This window comes from Terrimonas ferruginea DSM 30193 (assembly GCF_000425585.1).
Taxonomy (GTDB): Bacteria; Bacteroidota; Bacteroidia; order Chitinophagales; family Chitinophagaceae; genus Terrimonas; species Terrimonas ferruginea.
The window spans coordinates 137,067-153,245 of the sequence record NZ_KE384399.1 but is presented as its reverse complement, the minus strand read 5'-3'; the positions used below and the strand labels follow the sequence as shown (position 1 = coordinate 153,245).

Annotated in this window: 14 protein-coding genes and 2 tRNA genes; 8 read left to right on the top strand and 8 right to left on the bottom strand. The window is 46.0% G+C overall.

Annotated elements, in window-relative coordinates:
- Window positions 1–59: 59 nt before the first annotated feature.
- From H608_RS0115130 to H608_RS0115120, 3 genes are all read right to left on the bottom strand, one after another.
- Window positions 60–2,315 carry a RelA/SpoT family protein gene (locus H608_RS0115130; RefSeq protein WP_028788415.1) on the bottom strand — a complete coding sequence of 752 codons (2,256 nt, stop codon included), beginning with the start codon at window positions 2,313–2,315 and terminating at the stop codon, window positions 60–62.
- Window positions 2,316–2,474: 159 nt separating this feature from the next.
- Window positions 2,475–3,377, bottom strand: coding sequence for a PorP/SprF family type IX secretion system membrane protein (locus H608_RS23780; protein WP_028788414.1), 903 nt, complete (start codon window positions 3,375–3,377; stop codon window positions 2,475–2,477).
- 30 nt (window positions 3,378–3,407) lie between these two features.
- On the bottom strand, window positions 3,408–5,444 hold the full coding sequence (locus H608_RS0115120) for a T9SS type B sorting domain-containing protein (protein ID WP_028788413.1): 2,037 nt from the start codon (window positions 5,442–5,444) through the stop codon (window positions 3,408–3,410).
- A gap of 247 nt (window positions 5,445–5,691) precedes the next feature.
- On the opposite strand from H608_RS0115120, the gene H608_RS0115115 reads away from it, so the two are divergent.
- From H608_RS0115115 to H608_RS24580, 6 genes are all read left to right on the top strand, one after another.
- A tRNA-Leu gene (locus H608_RS0115115) sits at window positions 5,692–5,773 on the top strand.
- A 51-nt stretch (window positions 5,774–5,824) separates the two neighbouring features.
- On the top strand, window positions 5,825–7,213 hold the full coding sequence (gene tig, locus H608_RS0115110) for a trigger factor (RefSeq protein ID WP_028788412.1): 1,389 nt from the start codon (window positions 5,825–5,827) through the stop codon (window positions 7,211–7,213).
- 300 nt (window positions 7,214–7,513) lie between these two features.
- Complete coding sequence (locus H608_RS0115105; RefSeq protein WP_028788411.1) at window positions 7,514–8,209, top strand: ClpP family protease; 696 nt, start codon at window positions 7,514–7,516, stop codon at window positions 8,207–8,209.
- Window positions 8,210–8,239: 30 nt separating this feature from the next.
- On the top strand, window positions 8,240–8,863 hold the full coding sequence (locus H608_RS0115100) for a ClpP family protease (RefSeq protein ID WP_211227070.1): 624 nt from the start codon (window positions 8,240–8,242) through the stop codon (window positions 8,861–8,863).
- Window positions 8,864–9,004: 141 nt separating this feature from the next.
- Window positions 9,005–10,246, top strand: a complete 1,242-nt coding sequence (clpX, locus tag H608_RS0115095) for an ATP-dependent Clp protease ATP-binding subunit ClpX (RefSeq protein ID WP_028788409.1) — start codon at window positions 9,005–9,007, stop codon at window positions 10,244–10,246.
- A 110-nt stretch (window positions 10,247–10,356) separates the two neighbouring features.
- Window positions 10,357–10,503, top strand: coding sequence for a hypothetical protein (locus tag H608_RS24580; RefSeq protein WP_169395536.1), 147 nt, complete (start codon window positions 10,357–10,359; stop codon window positions 10,501–10,503).
- Window positions 10,504–10,507: 4 nt separating this feature from the next.
- Here H608_RS24580 and H608_RS24850 read toward each other — a convergent pair whose 3' ends face one another.
- On the bottom strand, window positions 10,508–10,636 hold the full coding sequence (locus H608_RS24850; protein ID WP_281169183.1) for a hypothetical protein: 129 nt from the start codon (window positions 10,634–10,636) through the stop codon (window positions 10,508–10,510).
- A gap of 112 nt (window positions 10,637–10,748) precedes the next feature.
- On the opposite strand from H608_RS24850, the gene H608_RS0115085 reads away from it, so the two are divergent.
- Window positions 10,749–10,821 (top strand) — tRNA-Ala (locus tag H608_RS0115085).
- A gap of 309 nt (window positions 10,822–11,130) precedes the next feature.
- Here the strand turns inward: H608_RS0115085 and H608_RS0115080 are convergent.
- The 4 genes from H608_RS0115080 to H608_RS24440 are packed head-to-tail and all read right to left on the bottom strand — an operon-like array spanning window position 11,131 to window position 12,465.
- Window positions 11,131–11,502 carry a recombinase zinc ribbon domain-containing protein gene (locus tag H608_RS0115080; RefSeq protein WP_028788408.1) on the bottom strand — a complete coding sequence of 124 codons (372 nt, stop codon included), beginning with the start codon at window positions 11,500–11,502 and terminating at the stop codon, window positions 11,131–11,133.
- Window positions 11,503–11,512: 10 nt separating this feature from the next.
- Window positions 11,513–11,905 carry a recombinase family protein gene (locus H608_RS0115075; RefSeq protein ID WP_028788407.1) on the bottom strand — a complete coding sequence of 131 codons (393 nt, stop codon included), beginning with the start codon at window positions 11,903–11,905 and terminating at the stop codon, window positions 11,513–11,515.
- Window positions 11,860–12,261 (bottom strand): recombinase family protein, encoded by a 402-nt coding sequence (locus tag H608_RS24270; protein WP_245565772.1) that lies wholly within the window; start codon window positions 12,259–12,261, stop codon window positions 11,860–11,862. Before H608_RS24270 ends, H608_RS0115075 begins: the two co-directional genes overlap by 46 nt.
- A gap of 45 nt (window positions 12,262–12,306) precedes the next feature.
- Window positions 12,307–12,465: a hypothetical protein gene (locus H608_RS24440; RefSeq protein WP_155990195.1), complete on the bottom strand. Its 159-nt coding sequence runs from the start codon at window positions 12,463–12,465 to the stop codon at window positions 12,307–12,309.
- A 452-nt stretch (window positions 12,466–12,917) separates the two neighbouring features.
- Here H608_RS24440 and H608_RS0115065 point away from each other — a divergent pair, with 452 nt between their 5' ends.
- On the top strand, window positions 12,918–16,139 hold the full coding sequence (locus tag H608_RS0115065; protein ID WP_028788406.1) for an SNF2-related protein: 3,222 nt from the start codon (window positions 12,918–12,920) through the stop codon (window positions 16,137–16,139).
- The last annotated feature ends 40 nt before the right edge of the window (window positions 16,140–16,179 follow it).

Sequence of the window (16,179 nt, the reverse complement as noted above, 5' to 3'; positions counted from 1 at the left end):
CAAAAAAAATAACGACCTGATCGCTAGGTCGTTAAGTTCAAAAGCCGGTTTGTATTCTTTTAATTTGGAATATCTTCTGTATCATATCGCTCCACTGACTCGATACCTGGCAGCGCCCGCAGGCTTTGCACCAGGTGATCCAGCTCTTCCTTATCGTGCACGTATAAGCGGATATTACCTTCGAAAAGACCTTCTCGTGCTTCAATCGTAAGCGCAGCAATGTTTACACGCAGTTCCCCGGATATCAGCATCGTAATCTTATTTACCACGCCCACATCATCCATTCCTACAATCTTCACGCCCGTAAGAAAGGATATCTCTTTATTCTTCGCCCATTTCGTTTTCACCACGCGATGTCCATAGTTCGACAAGAGCTTAGTAGCATTGGGACAATTGGTCCGGTGAATAGTAAGCCCTTTACCGGTTGTAACAAATCCAAATACATCATCACCCGGAATAGGCTTGCAGCAGTTAGCCAGGTTGTACACGATTTTGTCGCTGCTTTCGCCGAAGATGATCAGCTCCGCATCTTTCTTGTTGTTGTTGTGAGCGAGCTGCGATGGAAGGTTGTCGTGCTTATGTTCCGTCACTGGTTTCAGTGGTTTCGGCGCTTCTATCCGGTCGCCGGTCACTTTGAAATCCTTCAGCTCTTTCAGGTCGATGTTCTTGATTGCGATCTGGTAAAACAGTTCGAGATTCGATGACAGTTTGTAATGCTGCACCAGTTCGTCTATATTCGGTTGCTGCATGCTGGCGCCAATGCCTTCGAGCTTGCGTTGCAGCGTGTATTTGCCTTCATCGGCTACTTTCTTTTTTTCCTCTTTGAGCGCGTCCTTGATCCGCCCTCTTGCTTTGGCCGTTACCACAAACGACAACCAGTCCTCAGACGGTTGCTGTTTGCTGCTGGTGATGATCTCTACCTGGTCGCCACTGCGCAGCTTGTGACTGATAGGCACTAATTTATGATTCACCTTCGCGCCGATAGTTTTCACACCAATGGCACTGTGGATTGAGAAGGCAAAGTCCAGCGCGGTGCTGTCAACCGGCAGCATTTTAACATCCCCTTTCGGCGTGTACACATAAATCTCTTCTGCAAGAAAGCTTGTTTTGAAGTCCTGCAGAAAATCAATACTGTCGGTTTCCTGGTTGCCGATCATTTCGCGGATCTGCTGAAACCATTTATCGAAGCGGCTTTCATCGGCCGCACCTTCTTTGTATTTCCAGTGGGCAGCCAGGCCTTTTTCTGCGATTTCATTCATCCGTTTGGTGCGGATCTGTACTTCCACCCATCTGCCCTGTGGTCCCATTACCGTTGTGTGCAAAGCTTCATACCCGTTTGATTTCGGATTGCTCAACCAGTCGCGCAGTCGCTCGGGTGACGGTGTGTATTCATCAGTGATCATCGAGTACACTTTCCAGCAATCCTCTTTTTCTTTTTCCGGAGGAGAATCGAGGATGATGCGGATAGCAAAGAGATCATAGACCTCCTCGAAGCTGACACCTTTCTTTTTTATTTTATTGGAAATGGAATGAATGCTTTTGGGACGGCCCTGTATCTCAAAATTGAAATGTCCTTTCTCGAGTTTTTCTTTGATAGGCCGGATGAACTCATTAATGTATTTGGTGCGCTCACGTTTGGTTTCAGCCAGTTTGCGGGCAATTTCCTTATAGGTTTCCGGCTCCATGTATTTCATGGCCAGATCTTCCATTTCCGTCTTGATGTTGTACAACCCCATCCGGTGTGCGAGCGGTGCGTATACGTACACGGTCTCTGACGCGATCTTGAGTTGTTTTTCGCGTTTCATGCTTTCGAGTGTACGCATGTTGTGCAGGCGGTCGGCCAGTTTGATCAGGATCACCCGCGGATCATCCGTGAGGGTCAGCAGAATTTTCTTGAAATTTTCCGCCTGCGCCGAAGCATTCACATCGATGACGTTGGAAATTTTGGTAAGACCGTCCACGATCCTGGCGATTTCGTTGCCAAATTCGCGTTCCACATCTTCAAGGGTTACATCGGTATCTTCAACCGTATCGTGCAGCAATGCACAGATAGAAGAGCGTACCCCCAATCCAATTTCTTCCACGCATATTTTGGATACGGCCAGCGGGTGCAGGATGTACGGTTCACCGCTTTTGCGGCGCATGGTCCTGTGAGCGTCGGCGGCCATTTCAAAAGCCACGCGCAGCAGGTCTTTGTCGCCGGGCTTTAATTTCAGCTTCAGCGAGCGCAACAGTGAACGGTATTCCCTCAGAATCAGCTTTCTTTCCTGTTCTTCATTGAGGTTATAGCGGGGGACTTGAGCAACAGTTTCCATCAACTACGAATTTACTGAAAACAGGTGAATTGTGAATGGGCAATCGTGAATGGTGAACAACACAGCCGTTCCCACTGGCCCTTCGATAACTTCAGGGGCCAGTTGGAACGGCTGCTTCACTTATTACTTACAACTTATAACGGCTGCTTTACCCTGCACTCATTTCAAAAAATCATACCTCAGCAGGATCTCATGCGCATTGCTCCCGCGGTCATAAATACTCAGCGGCGTACTGTAGATATCAAACGAATAGCCTAATACCAGTTTTTTCTTCACTTTCACCCCGGCTGAGAGCATCCAGCTCTGGCGCAAACGCATACTCACGCCCCACCAGAATACTTCACGGTGCTCCACCCTTGCGCCGCCCTGGAATTCAAGTGGCGCATTCGGCAGATAAATGAATAAAATATTCGGCGTGATCACCGTATTGCCATCCACATCCCAATTGTAGCGGCTGTGGAAATAGTAGTGGCGGTAAAGCCGTCCCGTCTCCGAGCGCGACAGATTGCCGGAATAAAAATCAAGTTTGGATTGGATCAGGTTGGCCACCGATGCGCCTGCCTGAAATTTCCGGGAGGTATAGCTCAGGCCAAAACCCGCGTCAGCAGAAAAACGGTTGCCCGCGCCCGCCAGCACCGGATCATTGGCGCCAAGCGATTCACTCAGCTTTCCTTTGTCGATGCTGTATTGCTGAAAACGACCTTCGATGCCCAGTGAAAAACTTGCGTCATTCTGCAAAGGCACATGATAGGCATAGGCCATCTGTAAACCCGTCCGCCGCGTTGGTCCCGTTACATCGTTGTAGAGATAACCGCCCAATCCGAGTTTTACGGAAGGCAGGTAAGCCGAACCAAATACGGTTGTTGTTTTGGGACTGCCATCGATGCCGCTCCACATACTGCGGTAAGTAGCACCAATAGAACCATACTTATTGACGCCTGCCACGGATGGATTGTGAAATACACCCTGCATGTCGTAAAGAGAGGATGTTGCGATCTGCTGCGCCCGGGTATCCGAAACACCCAGCACCAGCACTGATATGATTGCGATAAAACGTTTCATGTCGTGTGTTTTGCTTGGTTGACAATAGGGTTAGCGGAGAATGGTGAGGTTTCCTTTGAGATGCTCTTTTTTACCGTTGACAAGCTCATAGCTGATCACGAAATAGTAGGTTCCGTCAGCCAGTGGTTTGCCTTTATAGGTGCCATCCCATGTATTCCGGTAGTCCCTGGATTCATACACTTTGGCGCCATAACGGTTGAACACCTGCACGTCTGCGCTCTTCAGGCAGGAGCCGGTTGTCACCAGCCAGAGATCATTCACGCCATCACCATTGGGTGTAAAGGCTTCCATCGGGCGCAGACAGTTGGGCAGCAGCGTAAGTGTTACCTGGTCTGTTGCTTTACATCCCTGTGGTGTGGTCACTTCCAATGTATACGTGGTGGTTTGGTTGAGGGAAACGGTTGGATTCAATACCGTGGCGGAACTCAGTCCCGCAGAGGGCGACCACAAATAAGAACCGGTGGAACCGCTGGCCTGCATCGTGTATTGCTGGCCGGTAATGACGAATGCATCCGGACCGGCATCGATCGTGGCGCCCGGCGCTACGGTCACAACAAATGCGTCTGTAGCCGTACAGTTAGCCGTGCTCGCCGTTACCGTATAGGTGGTTGTTTGTGTTGGAGAGAATACGGGTGCCGGCGATGTAGGCGCACTTACTCCGGTGGTTGGTGACCAACTGTAAGTGGTGGCATTGGAAACGGCTCCGCGCGTGAAAGATGCGCCGGTACATATGGCAGTGTCGGCTCCGGCATTCACCGTAACCGCCCCCTGCAATGTAAGGGTTGCGGTTTGCGTGAAACGGCAGAAGCCCGCTGCATCGGTTACAACCACATTGTAAGTACCCGCCTGTACATTGCTGAATACGTTACCCGGCTGTGTGGTGGTACCGTTGTTGATGCTGTAGGATAGCGGGGGCGCACCGCCGCTCGCCTGAACAGTGATCGATCCGCCTGCGGTACAGGTTGGATTCACCGAGGTTACACTGGCCACGATGGGTACGCTTTTCTTGACGTAGATGGTATCAAGGAATGACACCTCGATGTTGGGATTGCTACAGGAAGCATATACCACCCGCACACCGTAAGCCGTGCTGTCGGCAGTGGGACATACGTTGGCAAAATTCACATTAAGCATCGCACCTGCGGCAGACGATGTATCAGTAGTATTGGTCGCAATGACGACGTTGTTGAGCAGTAATTCTGCTCTTTTAAACATAGGTGTGCCGCCCGAGGGTACAAAGCGGAAACAGGAATCCATGCCTGCACGCCCCCATACGGTGGCATTTTTGCCGGGGGCCGTCACGGCATTGTCGCGCGTTGCATTCTGTACACCAAGAATGGCAAGACCAGAATTCCAGCCCGGGCAAATTGGTTTGTCCTTTACATATACTTCAACGATCCCTGTATTTTCATAAATAACCATCTGGCTGGTAGCCGTAATATCTTCGCAATCGAACAAAGGCACCTGGTTGTAGCTGGCGATAAAGCGGCGTTTGGGCGCTGTGCCTTCCACACGCCATTCAATTTTTCGTTCGCCCCCGTAGGTATTGGTGGGATAAACATCATGGTAAGGGCCCATAATACTGGCACCCGGATAATAAGCGGGAGACGCTGTATTCGATGAACCTCCGGCATAAGGAATAGGTATCGGTGTACCATTTCCGGAATTGGTGGCCAGCGGCCATGCATTGGTCTGCCCGGCGTGGCTGGCATTGAAAGTGATAATGGAATTGGAACCGACCACGGCGGAACTGTAATCGATGCCGTAGAAGCAAAAACTGAAACCAATCGGAAAAGGAATGGCCGCACTGAAGCGGTCATCGGTGTAAAGCGCTGTGAGTTCGGTACCCGCAGCGGTTTTGTACGCGTAAGGCAGGTACTGTGGATTAGTGACCGTGTACGTACTGGTCTGTTTGATGTGTGGCACCTGGAAACTGATGGTGGCACAACTGGCACCGCAGGGAACGCGCACGGTGTCATTGGCAATAAAAAAAACGGTAGCAGGATTTTGTGATTTTGCCGTCACGACAATACAAATGACGGCCAGGAGTAAAGTTACTTTTCTCATGTGCAGTGTGTGTATTTGTTTAAAACGCTATTAGTCAAGCGGTTTTTCCGGATCGGATTCCTCTGGAGGTGGAAAGCAGGCAGTAGTGAACGGTAGCTGCGTTTGCTGATGGCTTGACCTAAACCTACAACTTTTTAACTTATTGTTAGGTTTTGTTGAAAATTTTTTACTCCCATAAAAAAATTGAAAGCCATTTCGCCGGAAAAAGGTTGTTCCCCGCAAAAATCCTACATTTGCAGCCCGTTTCCCGGATGTGGTGGAATTGGTAGACACGTCAGACTTAGGATCTGATGCCGCAAGGTGTGGGGGTTCGAGTCCCTCCATCCGGACAGCAAAAACAGTTCCCTTCAGGGGGCTGTTACATTTATATAAATTATTTTATGGCAACGATCACGAAAGAGAGCATTGGCCCATTGCACGAAAAGATCTCCGTAAAGCTGGAGAAATCTGATTACCTCCCTTCTTTTGAGAAGGCGCTTAAGGAATACAGTAAAAAAGCAAACATTCCCGGTTTCCGTAAAGGAATGGTGCCCGCCGGTCTGATCAAAAAGATGTACGGCCCTTCTTTGTTCACCGACGAAGTACTGCGCTCCGTTGACCGCGAGCTGGTAGGTCATCTTCAGCAGGACAAAGTAGAGATCTTCGCTCAACCATTGCCCCTCGACACTGATATCAGCCAACTCGACGTGAATAATCCCAGCGACTATACGTTCCATTTTGAAGTAGGACTGAAACCCGATTTCCAACTGCCCGAACTGTCCAAAGCAGCTATCACCAACTACAAGGTGAATGTAACCGACGAAATGATCGACAACGAGATCACCCGTTTGCAGAACCGTTACGGCAACATGAAAGACGAAGAAACCGTTAACGCTGACGACAACGTACTGAACGTAACCTTCGTTGAAACGGAAAACGGCGCAGAAAAAGAAGGCGGTGTAAATAAAGAAAACTCCTTGCTCGTAAAATATTTCAGCGAAAGCTTCCGCCCTTCACTGCAAGGAAAGAAAGCCGGCGATGAAGTAACGGTTCAACTGGAAAAAGCATTCGACGATAAAGAACTGGAAGTGATCCTGGGCGATCTGGGTCTGACCAAAGAAGACGCCGGCAAAGAGTTCAGCATCCGCATCACCAAAGTTGGCCTGCTGGAAAAGAAAGAACTGGAAGAAGGTTTCTTTGAGCAACTCTATCCCGGTCAGGACGTAAAAACTGAAAGTGATTTCCGCAACAAAATCCGCGAAGAAATCGAAGCATATTGGGCTGGCCAGTCACGCAACCAGATCCACGACCAGGTATTTCACCAACTGGTAGATCATACTGCAGTGGAGTTCCCTGAAACCTTCCTGAAGAAATGGCTGCGCACACAACCGGAAGCGGAAGGCGGTGCTCCCAAAACGGAAGAAGAAGTTGAAAAAGAATTCCCCACTTTCCGCAACCAGTTGAAGTGGACCCTGATCTCTGACAAGATCGTGAATGACAACGGTATCCAGGTACAGCCTGATGAGTTGCGTTCATTCGCCAAACAGCAATTGTTTGGTTACATGAGCAACATGGGCGCAGGTGCAAATGGCATGGAAGATCAGCCCTGGGTAAATGATTACGTGGAGAAGATGATGAAAGACCGCAAGTATGTGGAAGATGCTTACAACCGCATCCAGGCGCAAAAAATATTCGAATGGGCTGAAACCAAGGTAAATCCTGCCGACAAAGCGATCGGTGCGGAAGAATTTACTGAAATGGTATCTGCGCACCAGCACAGCCACCATTAATCGTTTCATTACCCCGATTTTCATAAAAAAGGCTGACCTCCGGGTCAGCTTTTTTCATGTTCTGTCTTGCCGGCTCTGCCAGATTAGCGTGCGCAGAAGCATTTTTACCCGCTTTTTATTAGGTAAAAATGATATACTGTCACCAATTTTGTGGTTTTGGCATTTGGACGGATATTTGATAAAAGTAGACTGGTCCGCGTAATCCGGTTGCAACTGTCTGATCAACTATTGATTGGCTTTCTTGTTAGAACTGTAGTACCTGACCCAAAACGATTTAAAAAACAGCTTTATTCATTTATTATGGGCTTAAATTCCGAATTCGAAAAATACGCGGTCAAACATCGCGGATTATCCAGCAACACACTTCATAGTTATGCTTCTCATATGGTGACGGCCCTGACGCCGAACATCATTGAAGAGCGTCCGATGAATGTGGCTGTCATGGACGTTTACAGCCGTCTGATGATGGACCGGATCATTTTCCTGGGCTATCCTATCAACGACGAAGTGGCCAACATTATCACGGCCCAGTTGCTGTTCCTCGACTCTACCGACCGCACACGCGATATCAATATGTATGTAAACAGTCCCGGCGGAAGCGTTTACGCAGGTCTGGGTGTTTATGACACCATGCAATATGTCAGTCCCGATGTGGCTACTATCTGCATAGGTATGGCGGCCTCTATGGGCGCTGTATTGCTCGCAGCCGGCACCAAAGGCAAACGCGCAGCACTCCGTCACGCCCGTGTGATGATGCACCAACCAAGCGGCGCCATCGGCGGACAGGCAAGCGATATCGAAATCACCGTGAATGAGATCCGTAAACTCAAAAGAGAACTCTACGACATCATGCACTATCATTCCGGCAAATCGATCGAAGAAATCCAGCGCGACTTTGAGCGTGACCACTGGATGACTGCCACAGAAGCCAAAGAATACGGCCTGGTAGACGAAGTACTTCTGCTGAATCCGCGTAAAGAACGCAAGGACAGCTAATCCATTTTCAAAAAATTAATACAAACGAATATGCGATATCACAATAACGACTGGCGTATGGATGATGAGGAAGTACAGGAAAGAGAAGACAAACGCGACGACCTTGTCATGCTGAATAAAAAACTGGAGCGCCTGTTTTTCGAAAAAAGAGCGGTATACCTCTGGGGCGTGGTAGATGATAAATCTGCCCGTGAAGTAACTACCAAACTCCTGTTGCTCGAAGCCGATAATCCCGGAAAAGAAATTAATTTTTATATCAACAGTCCCGGCGGTGTGGTCACCAGCGGCATGGTGATCTACGATACCATGCGCATGATCTCCAGCCCGGTGAACACCATTTGTATGGGCCTGGCCGCGTCCATGGGCAGCATTTTGCTCAGTGGCGGTGTCAAAGGAAAACGCTTCATCTACCCGCATGGTGAAGTGATGATCCACCAGCCTTCTCTGGGCGGTTATATTCAGGGAGTGAGCTCGGATCTGGAAATCCAGGCGCGTCAGACAGCCCGCGTAAAAGAGATCGGTGCCCGCATTCTCGCTGAGAATTGCGGCAAAACGATCGAACAGATTTACCGGGATTTTGACCGCGATTACTGGATGGACGCCAAAGAAGCCATCGAATATGGCATTGCGGATCAGATCGTTGACAAACTCTAAAATCCTGAAAATTAGTCCGGTAAAATCTTAATGGTTTACCGGTTAATGGATAATAAAATAAAAACTCCTCTGTCAGAGGGGTTTTTTAATTTTGCAGTCAGCACTTTGCTGACCTAAAAAGTAAAGCACGAGGAGAAATTCATGGCAAAAAACCCTTTACACTGTTCTTTCTGTGGCCGCAACCGGGATGAGGTTAAGATCCTGATCGCGGGACAGGAAGGGCATATCTGTGAAAATTGTGTGGAGCATGCCCGCGAGATCATTGAACAGGAACTGATGGTACGGGACGAAAAAACCGCGCCTTCTTCCTTCAAACTCACGGTGAAGAAACCAATGGAGATCAAAAAATTCCTGGACGAATACGTGATCGGCCAGGATGAGGCAAAGAAAGTATTGTCGGTGGCCGTTTACAACCACTACAAACGTCTCCAGCAGAAAAGCGAGAACACCGGTTCTGAAATCGAAATTGAAAAAAGCAATATCGTCATGGTGGGCGAAACCGGCACGGGCAAAACCCTGCTGGCCAAAAGTATTGCCCGCATGCTCAACGTACCCTTCGCGATCGTGGATGCAACCGTATTCACCGAAGCAGGTTATGTAGGCGAAGACGTGGAAAGTATTCTTACCCGTTTATTGCAGGTTTGTAACTACGATGTGCATGCAGCGGAACGTGGTATCGTTTACATCGATGAGATCGACAAGATCGCCCGCAAAGGCGACAACCCGTCCATCACCCGCGATGTGAGTGGTGAAGGGGTGCAACAAGGTATGCTGAAACTCCTGGAAGGCACCGACGTACTGGTACCGCCACAGGGAGGTCGTAAGCACCCCGAGCAGAAGCTTATAAAGATTAACACGCAGAATATTCTCTTTATCTGCGGTGGTGCATTCGACGGTATCGACAAGATCATTGCCCGCCGCGTGCAGACCAACACGATTGGTTTCAACGTAGACAAAGACCTCCAGGAAAATATGAAAAAGAACCTGCTGCGTTATGTAAATGCGCAGGATCTGAAAACATTCGGCCTGATTCCCGAATTACTGGGACGTTTGCCGGTCACCACGCATCTCGATCCGCTGGATGCGCCTACCCTGCGCGCTATCCTTACCGAGCCGAAGAATGCATTGATCAAGCAATACAAACGTCTCTTCGAACTTGAGGGCATTCACCTGCAGATCGAAGAAGATACGCTTGATTTTATGGTGGAAAAAGCGCTCGAATACAAACTGGGTGCCCGTGGGCTGCGCAGCATCTGCGAAGGCATACTGACCGATGCCATGTTTGAATTGCCGTCTTCCAAGGAAACGACTTTCACCCTTACGCTGGAATATGCCAAACGTAAATTTGATAAGAGCAAGCTCAGTCTGCTGAAAGTAGCCTAAGCAATGTGAAGATGTGTAAATAGGTAAATGTGCAAATGCAGCAGCCATTCACTATTCACTATTGCCCATTCACTTTTGAATTTTGACTTTTGAATTTTTAATTAATAATCATGCAGGAACTCATTGAAAAGCTCAAGGCAGAAGCCGGGCTCACCGACGAACAAGCCAAACAAGCCATCGAAGCCGTAAAAAACTACGTAGTGGAAAAATTCCCGATGCTGGAAGGCGCGGTAGGTAACCTTTTTGGTTCCAACTAAGCGATCAGCGGATTGTTCTGCATTTTTTACCACGCGGATGATTGGCCGCTTCGTAAGGCGACATAGCACGGTGGCAGGATTGCAGAATAAAAATGAGGGCGAGGCAAAAGAGGAAGAAATAAATTCGTTTCATAGATAACCGGATTGGGTTCTAAGGTAGAAAAGGTTCTGCATTTTTTCAAGTGAAAAAAAACTCACCCGCGTCGTTGAAATAATACCAAATCCCTTATTTTTGCCTCCCTTTCGGGGAATTAGCTCAGTTGGTAGAGCGCTTGCATGGCATGCAAGAGGTCAGCGGTTCGACCCCGCTATTCTCCACTAAAGCGGGGATATTATCTTTATAAGATGTATCCCCGCTTTTCTTTTGTGCTAAAGTCCTTGCCAGTTCACTCATACAGAGAAAAACACTGTTTACCCTCAGGGTTCGACACTCATCATTTTTGCGGTTATAGACAATCCCCTCCGGGAACACCAGCTTTTGCAGCTTTTGTTTTTGAACATATCCTCCGGAAGCCCATAGTGGCTTGAGATTGGAGCCAAAATGTAATGCTTTTTCGATGATATTTTCAAAGTTCGACAGCCTGCTATCTGCGTTCAGGAGATTTTGTTCCAGTTCCCTTCTTTCAGCTACAAACTTTTGCTTATAACGCCCGATAAATCCCTGTCAATTTCCTCATTGATATAGCGCTCTTCCAGCCGCTCGATCTTCTTCTCGCACTCCTGAAGTTGTTTATTCAGGCGCTCACTATCGCGCTGTTTTTCTTTGGTAAGCTGGTTATAGGTGGCGATCATCTGAGCACTAATAAGCTTTGCCACATCTTCATTAACATTTAATTGCTGCTGTCCCAGTAAAACAAAGAACTTCTTATGTACCTCATCCGCCCTGCGGTTGCACGAACAGCCCCTGGTGTTGCACTTGTAGTAATACTGCTGGTTTTTCCAGGCCTTATAAGCCCTCAGAAACGCCCCGCATTCATCGCATTTAATAAAGCGTTTCAAAGGGCTGTCGTCATTTTCGGGCTTTATTCCATAGCCCTGCTGCCGGGAAGCAAGAATACCATTTACCTGTAAAAAAAAGTTCTTTGGATACCGCTTTCTCCTGTATGCACTCTACCACTTTTCCCTCCAGTGCATTATGCACTAGCAGGCCACAATAAAACGGGTTTTTCAAACAATCACTTACCCGGCGGCTGTCCATTTTAAGGCCCTTTTGGGCAAGCCTGTCCTTTATGGCCTCAATAGATAGTCCCTCGGCTTTCCAGTAAAAGGCCTTCTGGATCAGTTTGCCCTTACTATTGAGTTCAAAGCTTTTTCTACCAGCGGTTCTTACAATAGAGTAGCCGATGGGCGGCACACTCACCCAGATACGCTGAGCAGCTTTTCCTTTACCCCTGCCATACATTTTTCACGGCGAAGCTGGTTATCGTATTCAGAGAAAATGAACTGTATGTTTTGCTGAAGGCTACCGCTTGCCGTAGTAGTGTCAGTTGGCTGCGAAACTGCAAAAACTGTAATCCCAACTTCCTTCAACTGCTCCGCAATATAAATGGCATTGGCACCGGAACGGCTGAACCTGTCCACACTGTAAACAATGATATGGGATATTTTATCCCGGCTCTTTTTTACAAATGAGAGCATGGCATTAAAATGACGGCGTTCATCTGTTTTGGCACTTTCATAAGTGCCGCCAAAATGCCCAAGTATGCTGTAATTGTTTTTCCGTGAATACTGCTCACAGGCTTTACGCTGGGTTTCCAGCGAAAGATTGTTATCAGCCTGCTCTTTGGTGGGCAGGTAAATTCTTTAATCACCCTGGCTATCAGCGGCCTGGGTTTCTGTAAGGTTTTTAAAACTGGCTGATTGCAGAATTTCAGCCGGAGCGATGTCTTCTATTCGGTTTTGGTTTGCCGTTATGAGCGGCTGGAAAAAAGGTTTCTCGATCAGGGTGGTATCGGTTTTCATAAGGATTGGATCAATGCTTGATGCTGTTTATTTGGTTATCCCTCTATTGGGTCAGTTCAATAGACAAAAATATTACAGCAGAAAAGCTCGGCTTTCCACTTTAGGCCGGTTTGTAGCAGTTGTTAACAGAAGCTGTTAGTAATCGTCAGTTTGGGATGATATTGTCCGATTCTGTCCGGTAAAAGTTTTTGTGAAACATTCAAGGAATCATCATAGTGTAATTTTGGGGGGATTGCGGAGAGATTACGGAGCGATTGGGAGTGATTGAGGATTGTAACGTACCTGTATAATTACCTGCAAAGCCCTATTTTTTGTATCTTTAAAAGTGCAACCATTAACTTATTTCGCTTATGAAAAGGGTAATCAGTATCGTAAATAAACCCTGGGATTTAGTGCCTGCTTTCAATGTTTTTTCAACAAGCAAATTCCCCATTTAAACTTTTATAGTACTAATGCCAAAGCAGGGCGACTTATTTACTGTTAATTATAAGCATAACTGGCCTTTACAGGGTGAGTTTCCAATAAATAATGATACCCATGAACGTACCATTAAGTCTGTCTTGCTGTCGGATATTCAGGTATCTTCTGAATACCTGGTTGTAACAGGCTTTACCTCACTTGCAAACCTTATTGAAATTTTTGGGACAGAGGGGCATTTTCAACTTCGTAACCTAAGAGTGGTCCTGGGGTTTGAGCCTGAAATTATCGGCAGAAAGAAATGGCCCACTTATAATCTTACCACTGAAGTTAAAAATTATTGGCTGCGACAGGGAGTATCTATCATTCTGGGTGGGGCAATTTTAAATTTGATTGACAATATTGAAAGAAAACGTTTTGATTTCAGGTTGCTTGATAAACTCCATGCCAAAATATATATTGGCGAAACCCATGCAATACTTGGCTCTGCAAACTTTAGCAAAAATGGAATTACAAAACAACAGGAAGCCAATATCCGTGTAACTGCTGCCGCCGGTGATAGTAAAGAGGAGCATCAGTATAGCGAAATAAAACTGCTGGCTGAAAACTTTTATGACCTTGCCGAAGATTATAACGACAAACTTATTGAACTGCTCAATAAACTTTTAAAAGATGTTACCTGGCAGGAAGCATTGGCAAGGGCTGTTGCGGAAGTTACAGAAGGTGAATGGCTAAAAGAATATCCGGAGCTTTACCAGGCAGTTATTAATACTGAACTATGGCCCACTCAAAAAATGGGGATTGCCAAAGCCATGTATGTTATCCAAAACCAGGGTAATGTTTTAATTGCCGACCCAACAGGTTCGGGCAAAACAAAATTGTGTACAGCTTTAGCCTATACATTATTTCACTGGTTGCTGGCCAATGGCAAGAAAGGCACATCAAATGCCCTCATAATTTCTCCAAAACAGATAATGGACAACTGGCAAAAAGAAGAAAAATCGTTCAAGATTTTTAACAACATAAAATCTATGGGCATTTTAAGCACTAGCAAGGAGAAAAACAGGAAACTGGTACAGCAGGATATTGACAAAGCAAGTATTTTAATCGTAGATGAAGCCCATAATTATCTGAACAGAACGTCCATCAGAAGCAGGTCTATCACTCCGACGGGGTCTTCGCATATAATCCTCTCTACGGCAACACCCATAAACAAGAAAGCGGAAGATTTATTAAGGCTGATTGAGTTGCTTGATATTGATAATCTGAGTGACGATGATTTAAGTGAGTACATACGTTTAAGAAGCTCCAAAGCAAAAGTATATGATGAAGCATATATTAATAAACTGCGGAGCTACATAAACCAGTTTATTGTAAGGAGAACAAAAAGAAAATTAAATGAGTACATTCATAAAGAGCCGCAGAAATACCACAACAGTGATGGCAAGTTGTGTAAATACCCAACAACAATTTCAGATACATATGCCACCGGCGAAACAGATGAAGACAAGAAAATAGCATCCCGGATTAAAGATTTTTGCAGCAAGCTCAAAGGAATAAACTACCTGCAAAAAATTAATCATCCTGAATTTCCGTTGGAAACAGAGGAAGACAAGCAGAAATATATAACACAACGGCTAAACTCTGCACCAGCACTGGCCGGTTACACAATAAGGTCTGCTTTGCGTTCATCAAGATGTGCTTTAATGGAAGTGTTGGCAGGCTCGGAGTATGCAATGGAGTTTTATAAGTTTGAATCAGTAAAATCCAAAACGGGCAATGTAATCCAGCGGATAAGGGATTGCAAAAAGAAACTTCCGGTAACCGATTTTGAAAAATCCCTTTTGCCGGATTGGTTAACTGATTTTGATAGTTACAAACAGGCTTGTGATGAAGAAATCACCATTCTGGAGCAAATACTTTCGCTAACCAAAAAACTGAGTAAAGCAAGGGATAGTGCAAAAGTTGAACTGCTGTATAATAAAGCCAATCAGTACCAAAAATTACTGGCTTTTGACTCTACCATTATTACCCTAGATTATTTGAAGAAGAAACTTAACAGCAGGCATACCGATATTGAAGTGATTGTTGCAACTGGGCAAAGTGAAAAGAATAAAGACCTGGTGAAAGAAATTTATGGCCGGGGAAGTATTTTTCAAAAAAAATCAATTGCCCTTTGCTCTGATGCCATGTCTGAAGGTGTGAATTTGCAGGATGGAAAGGCGTTAGTTCTACTTGACACCCCGAGTGTGCTCCGGCTGATTGAGCAAAGGATTGGCAGACTTGAAAGAATGGATAGCGAACATGATAGAATCCATGTATATTGGGCTGATGATAGTCCGGAGTTTTCGCTTAACGGAGATAAGAAGATACTGGATATACTTGCCATGACTGACAGTCTGATTGGGAATAATGTTGAGATACCGAAAGCCCTATATGAAAAACACCTAAAAAATTCAGCTTCCACAAAAAATTTAATAAAGGCATACGAAGAATATTCTTCTGATGAGTTTGCCTGGGAGGGCATCAAAGACAGTTTTCAGTCATTATATGATTTAGTAGAGGGTAAAGAAGCTATTATTTCGCCAGATATTTATGACCAAGTTAAGGATGTGGAGGCCGCCATTAAAACTAGGGTGAGTTTTGTCGAATCTGACAATGAGTGGAGTTTCTTCGCCATAAGGGGTGATAACGTACGGAGCCCGAAGTGGTATTTTATTGATGATACAGGAAAGGCTTCAACTGATTTTGCCGAAATAAGTGAATTGCTAAGGATACACTTGCAAAAGCCAACACTGAAGCAGGAAAAGTGGACTACCGAAACCAATGAATATCTTATAGCTGCAGTTAGAAAGTTAAGGCGAAAAGAAATTGAATTATTGCCGTATAAAAAGAAAAGGGCGTTGGATATTGCAAAAAAGACACTGGATTATTTTTTTACTCATGAAAAAGGGCTGGAACGAAAGAAGCTGATTAAAGACGTTCTTGATATTTTTAACATAGACAATGCCAGTGACTATATTCTTGACTTTAACCATTTTGCCGACCTGTGGCTGGAGATTTTACAACCTGTATTAGATAAGAAGCGGAAAGCACAGCTAAGAAGCCGAAAAGTAATAAGCCTGAGAGATATAAAACCCAAAGAGCTTAGCCTGAGTACCGAAACATTACAATGGCTGCTGGAAAGCTGCCAATATAATAATAACCTTGATGAAATGATTGTGTCTTGTATAATTGCAATTAAAAGGGGTAGATAACCCATTAAGTACGGACCAAAGCGTTTTAGACTTCTGATTG

What these genes read in the sequence shown, in the direction of transcription:
- H608_RS0115130 (WP_028788415.1), bottom strand. Translation starts at nt 2,315, where the DNA reads ATGGAAACTGTTGCTCAAGTCCCCCGCTATAACCTCAATGAAGAACAG.
- H608_RS23780 (WP_028788414.1), bottom strand. Translation starts at nt 3,377, where the DNA reads ATGAAACGTTTTATCGCAATCATATCAGTGCTGGTGCTGGGTGTTTCG.
- H608_RS0115120 (WP_028788413.1), bottom strand. Translation starts at nt 5,444, where the DNA reads ATGAGAAAAGTAACTTTACTCCTGGCCGTCATTTGTATTGTCGTGACG.
- tig (WP_028788412.1), top strand. Translation starts at nt 5,825, where the DNA reads ATGGCAACGATCACGAAAGAGAGCATTGGCCCATTGCACGAAAAGATC.
- H608_RS0115105 (WP_028788411.1), top strand. Translation starts at nt 7,514, where the DNA reads ATGGGCTTAAATTCCGAATTCGAAAAATACGCGGTCAAACATCGCGGA.
- H608_RS0115100 (WP_211227070.1), top strand. Translation starts at nt 8,240, where the DNA reads ATGCGATATCACAATAACGACTGGCGTATGGATGATGAGGAAGTACAG.
- clpX (WP_028788409.1), top strand. Translation starts at nt 9,005, where the DNA reads ATGGCAAAAAACCCTTTACACTGTTCTTTCTGTGGCCGCAACCGGGAT.
- H608_RS24580 (WP_169395536.1), top strand. Translation starts at nt 10,357, where the DNA reads ATGCAGGAACTCATTGAAAAGCTCAAGGCAGAAGCCGGGCTCACCGAC.
- H608_RS24850 (WP_281169183.1), bottom strand. Translation starts at nt 10,636, where the DNA reads ATGAAACGAATTTATTTCTTCCTCTTTTGCCTCGCCCTCATTTTTATT.
- H608_RS0115075 (WP_028788407.1), bottom strand. Translation starts at nt 11,905, where the DNA reads ATGTATGGCAGGGGTAAAGGAAAAGCTGCTCAGCGTATCTGGGTGAGT.
- H608_RS24440 (WP_155990195.1), bottom strand. Translation starts at nt 12,465, where the DNA reads ATGAAAACCGATACCACCCTGATCGAGAAACCTTTTTTCCAGCCGCTC.
- H608_RS0115065 (WP_028788406.1), top strand. Translation starts at nt 12,918, where the DNA reads ATGCCAAAGCAGGGCGACTTATTTACTGTTAATTATAAGCATAACTGG.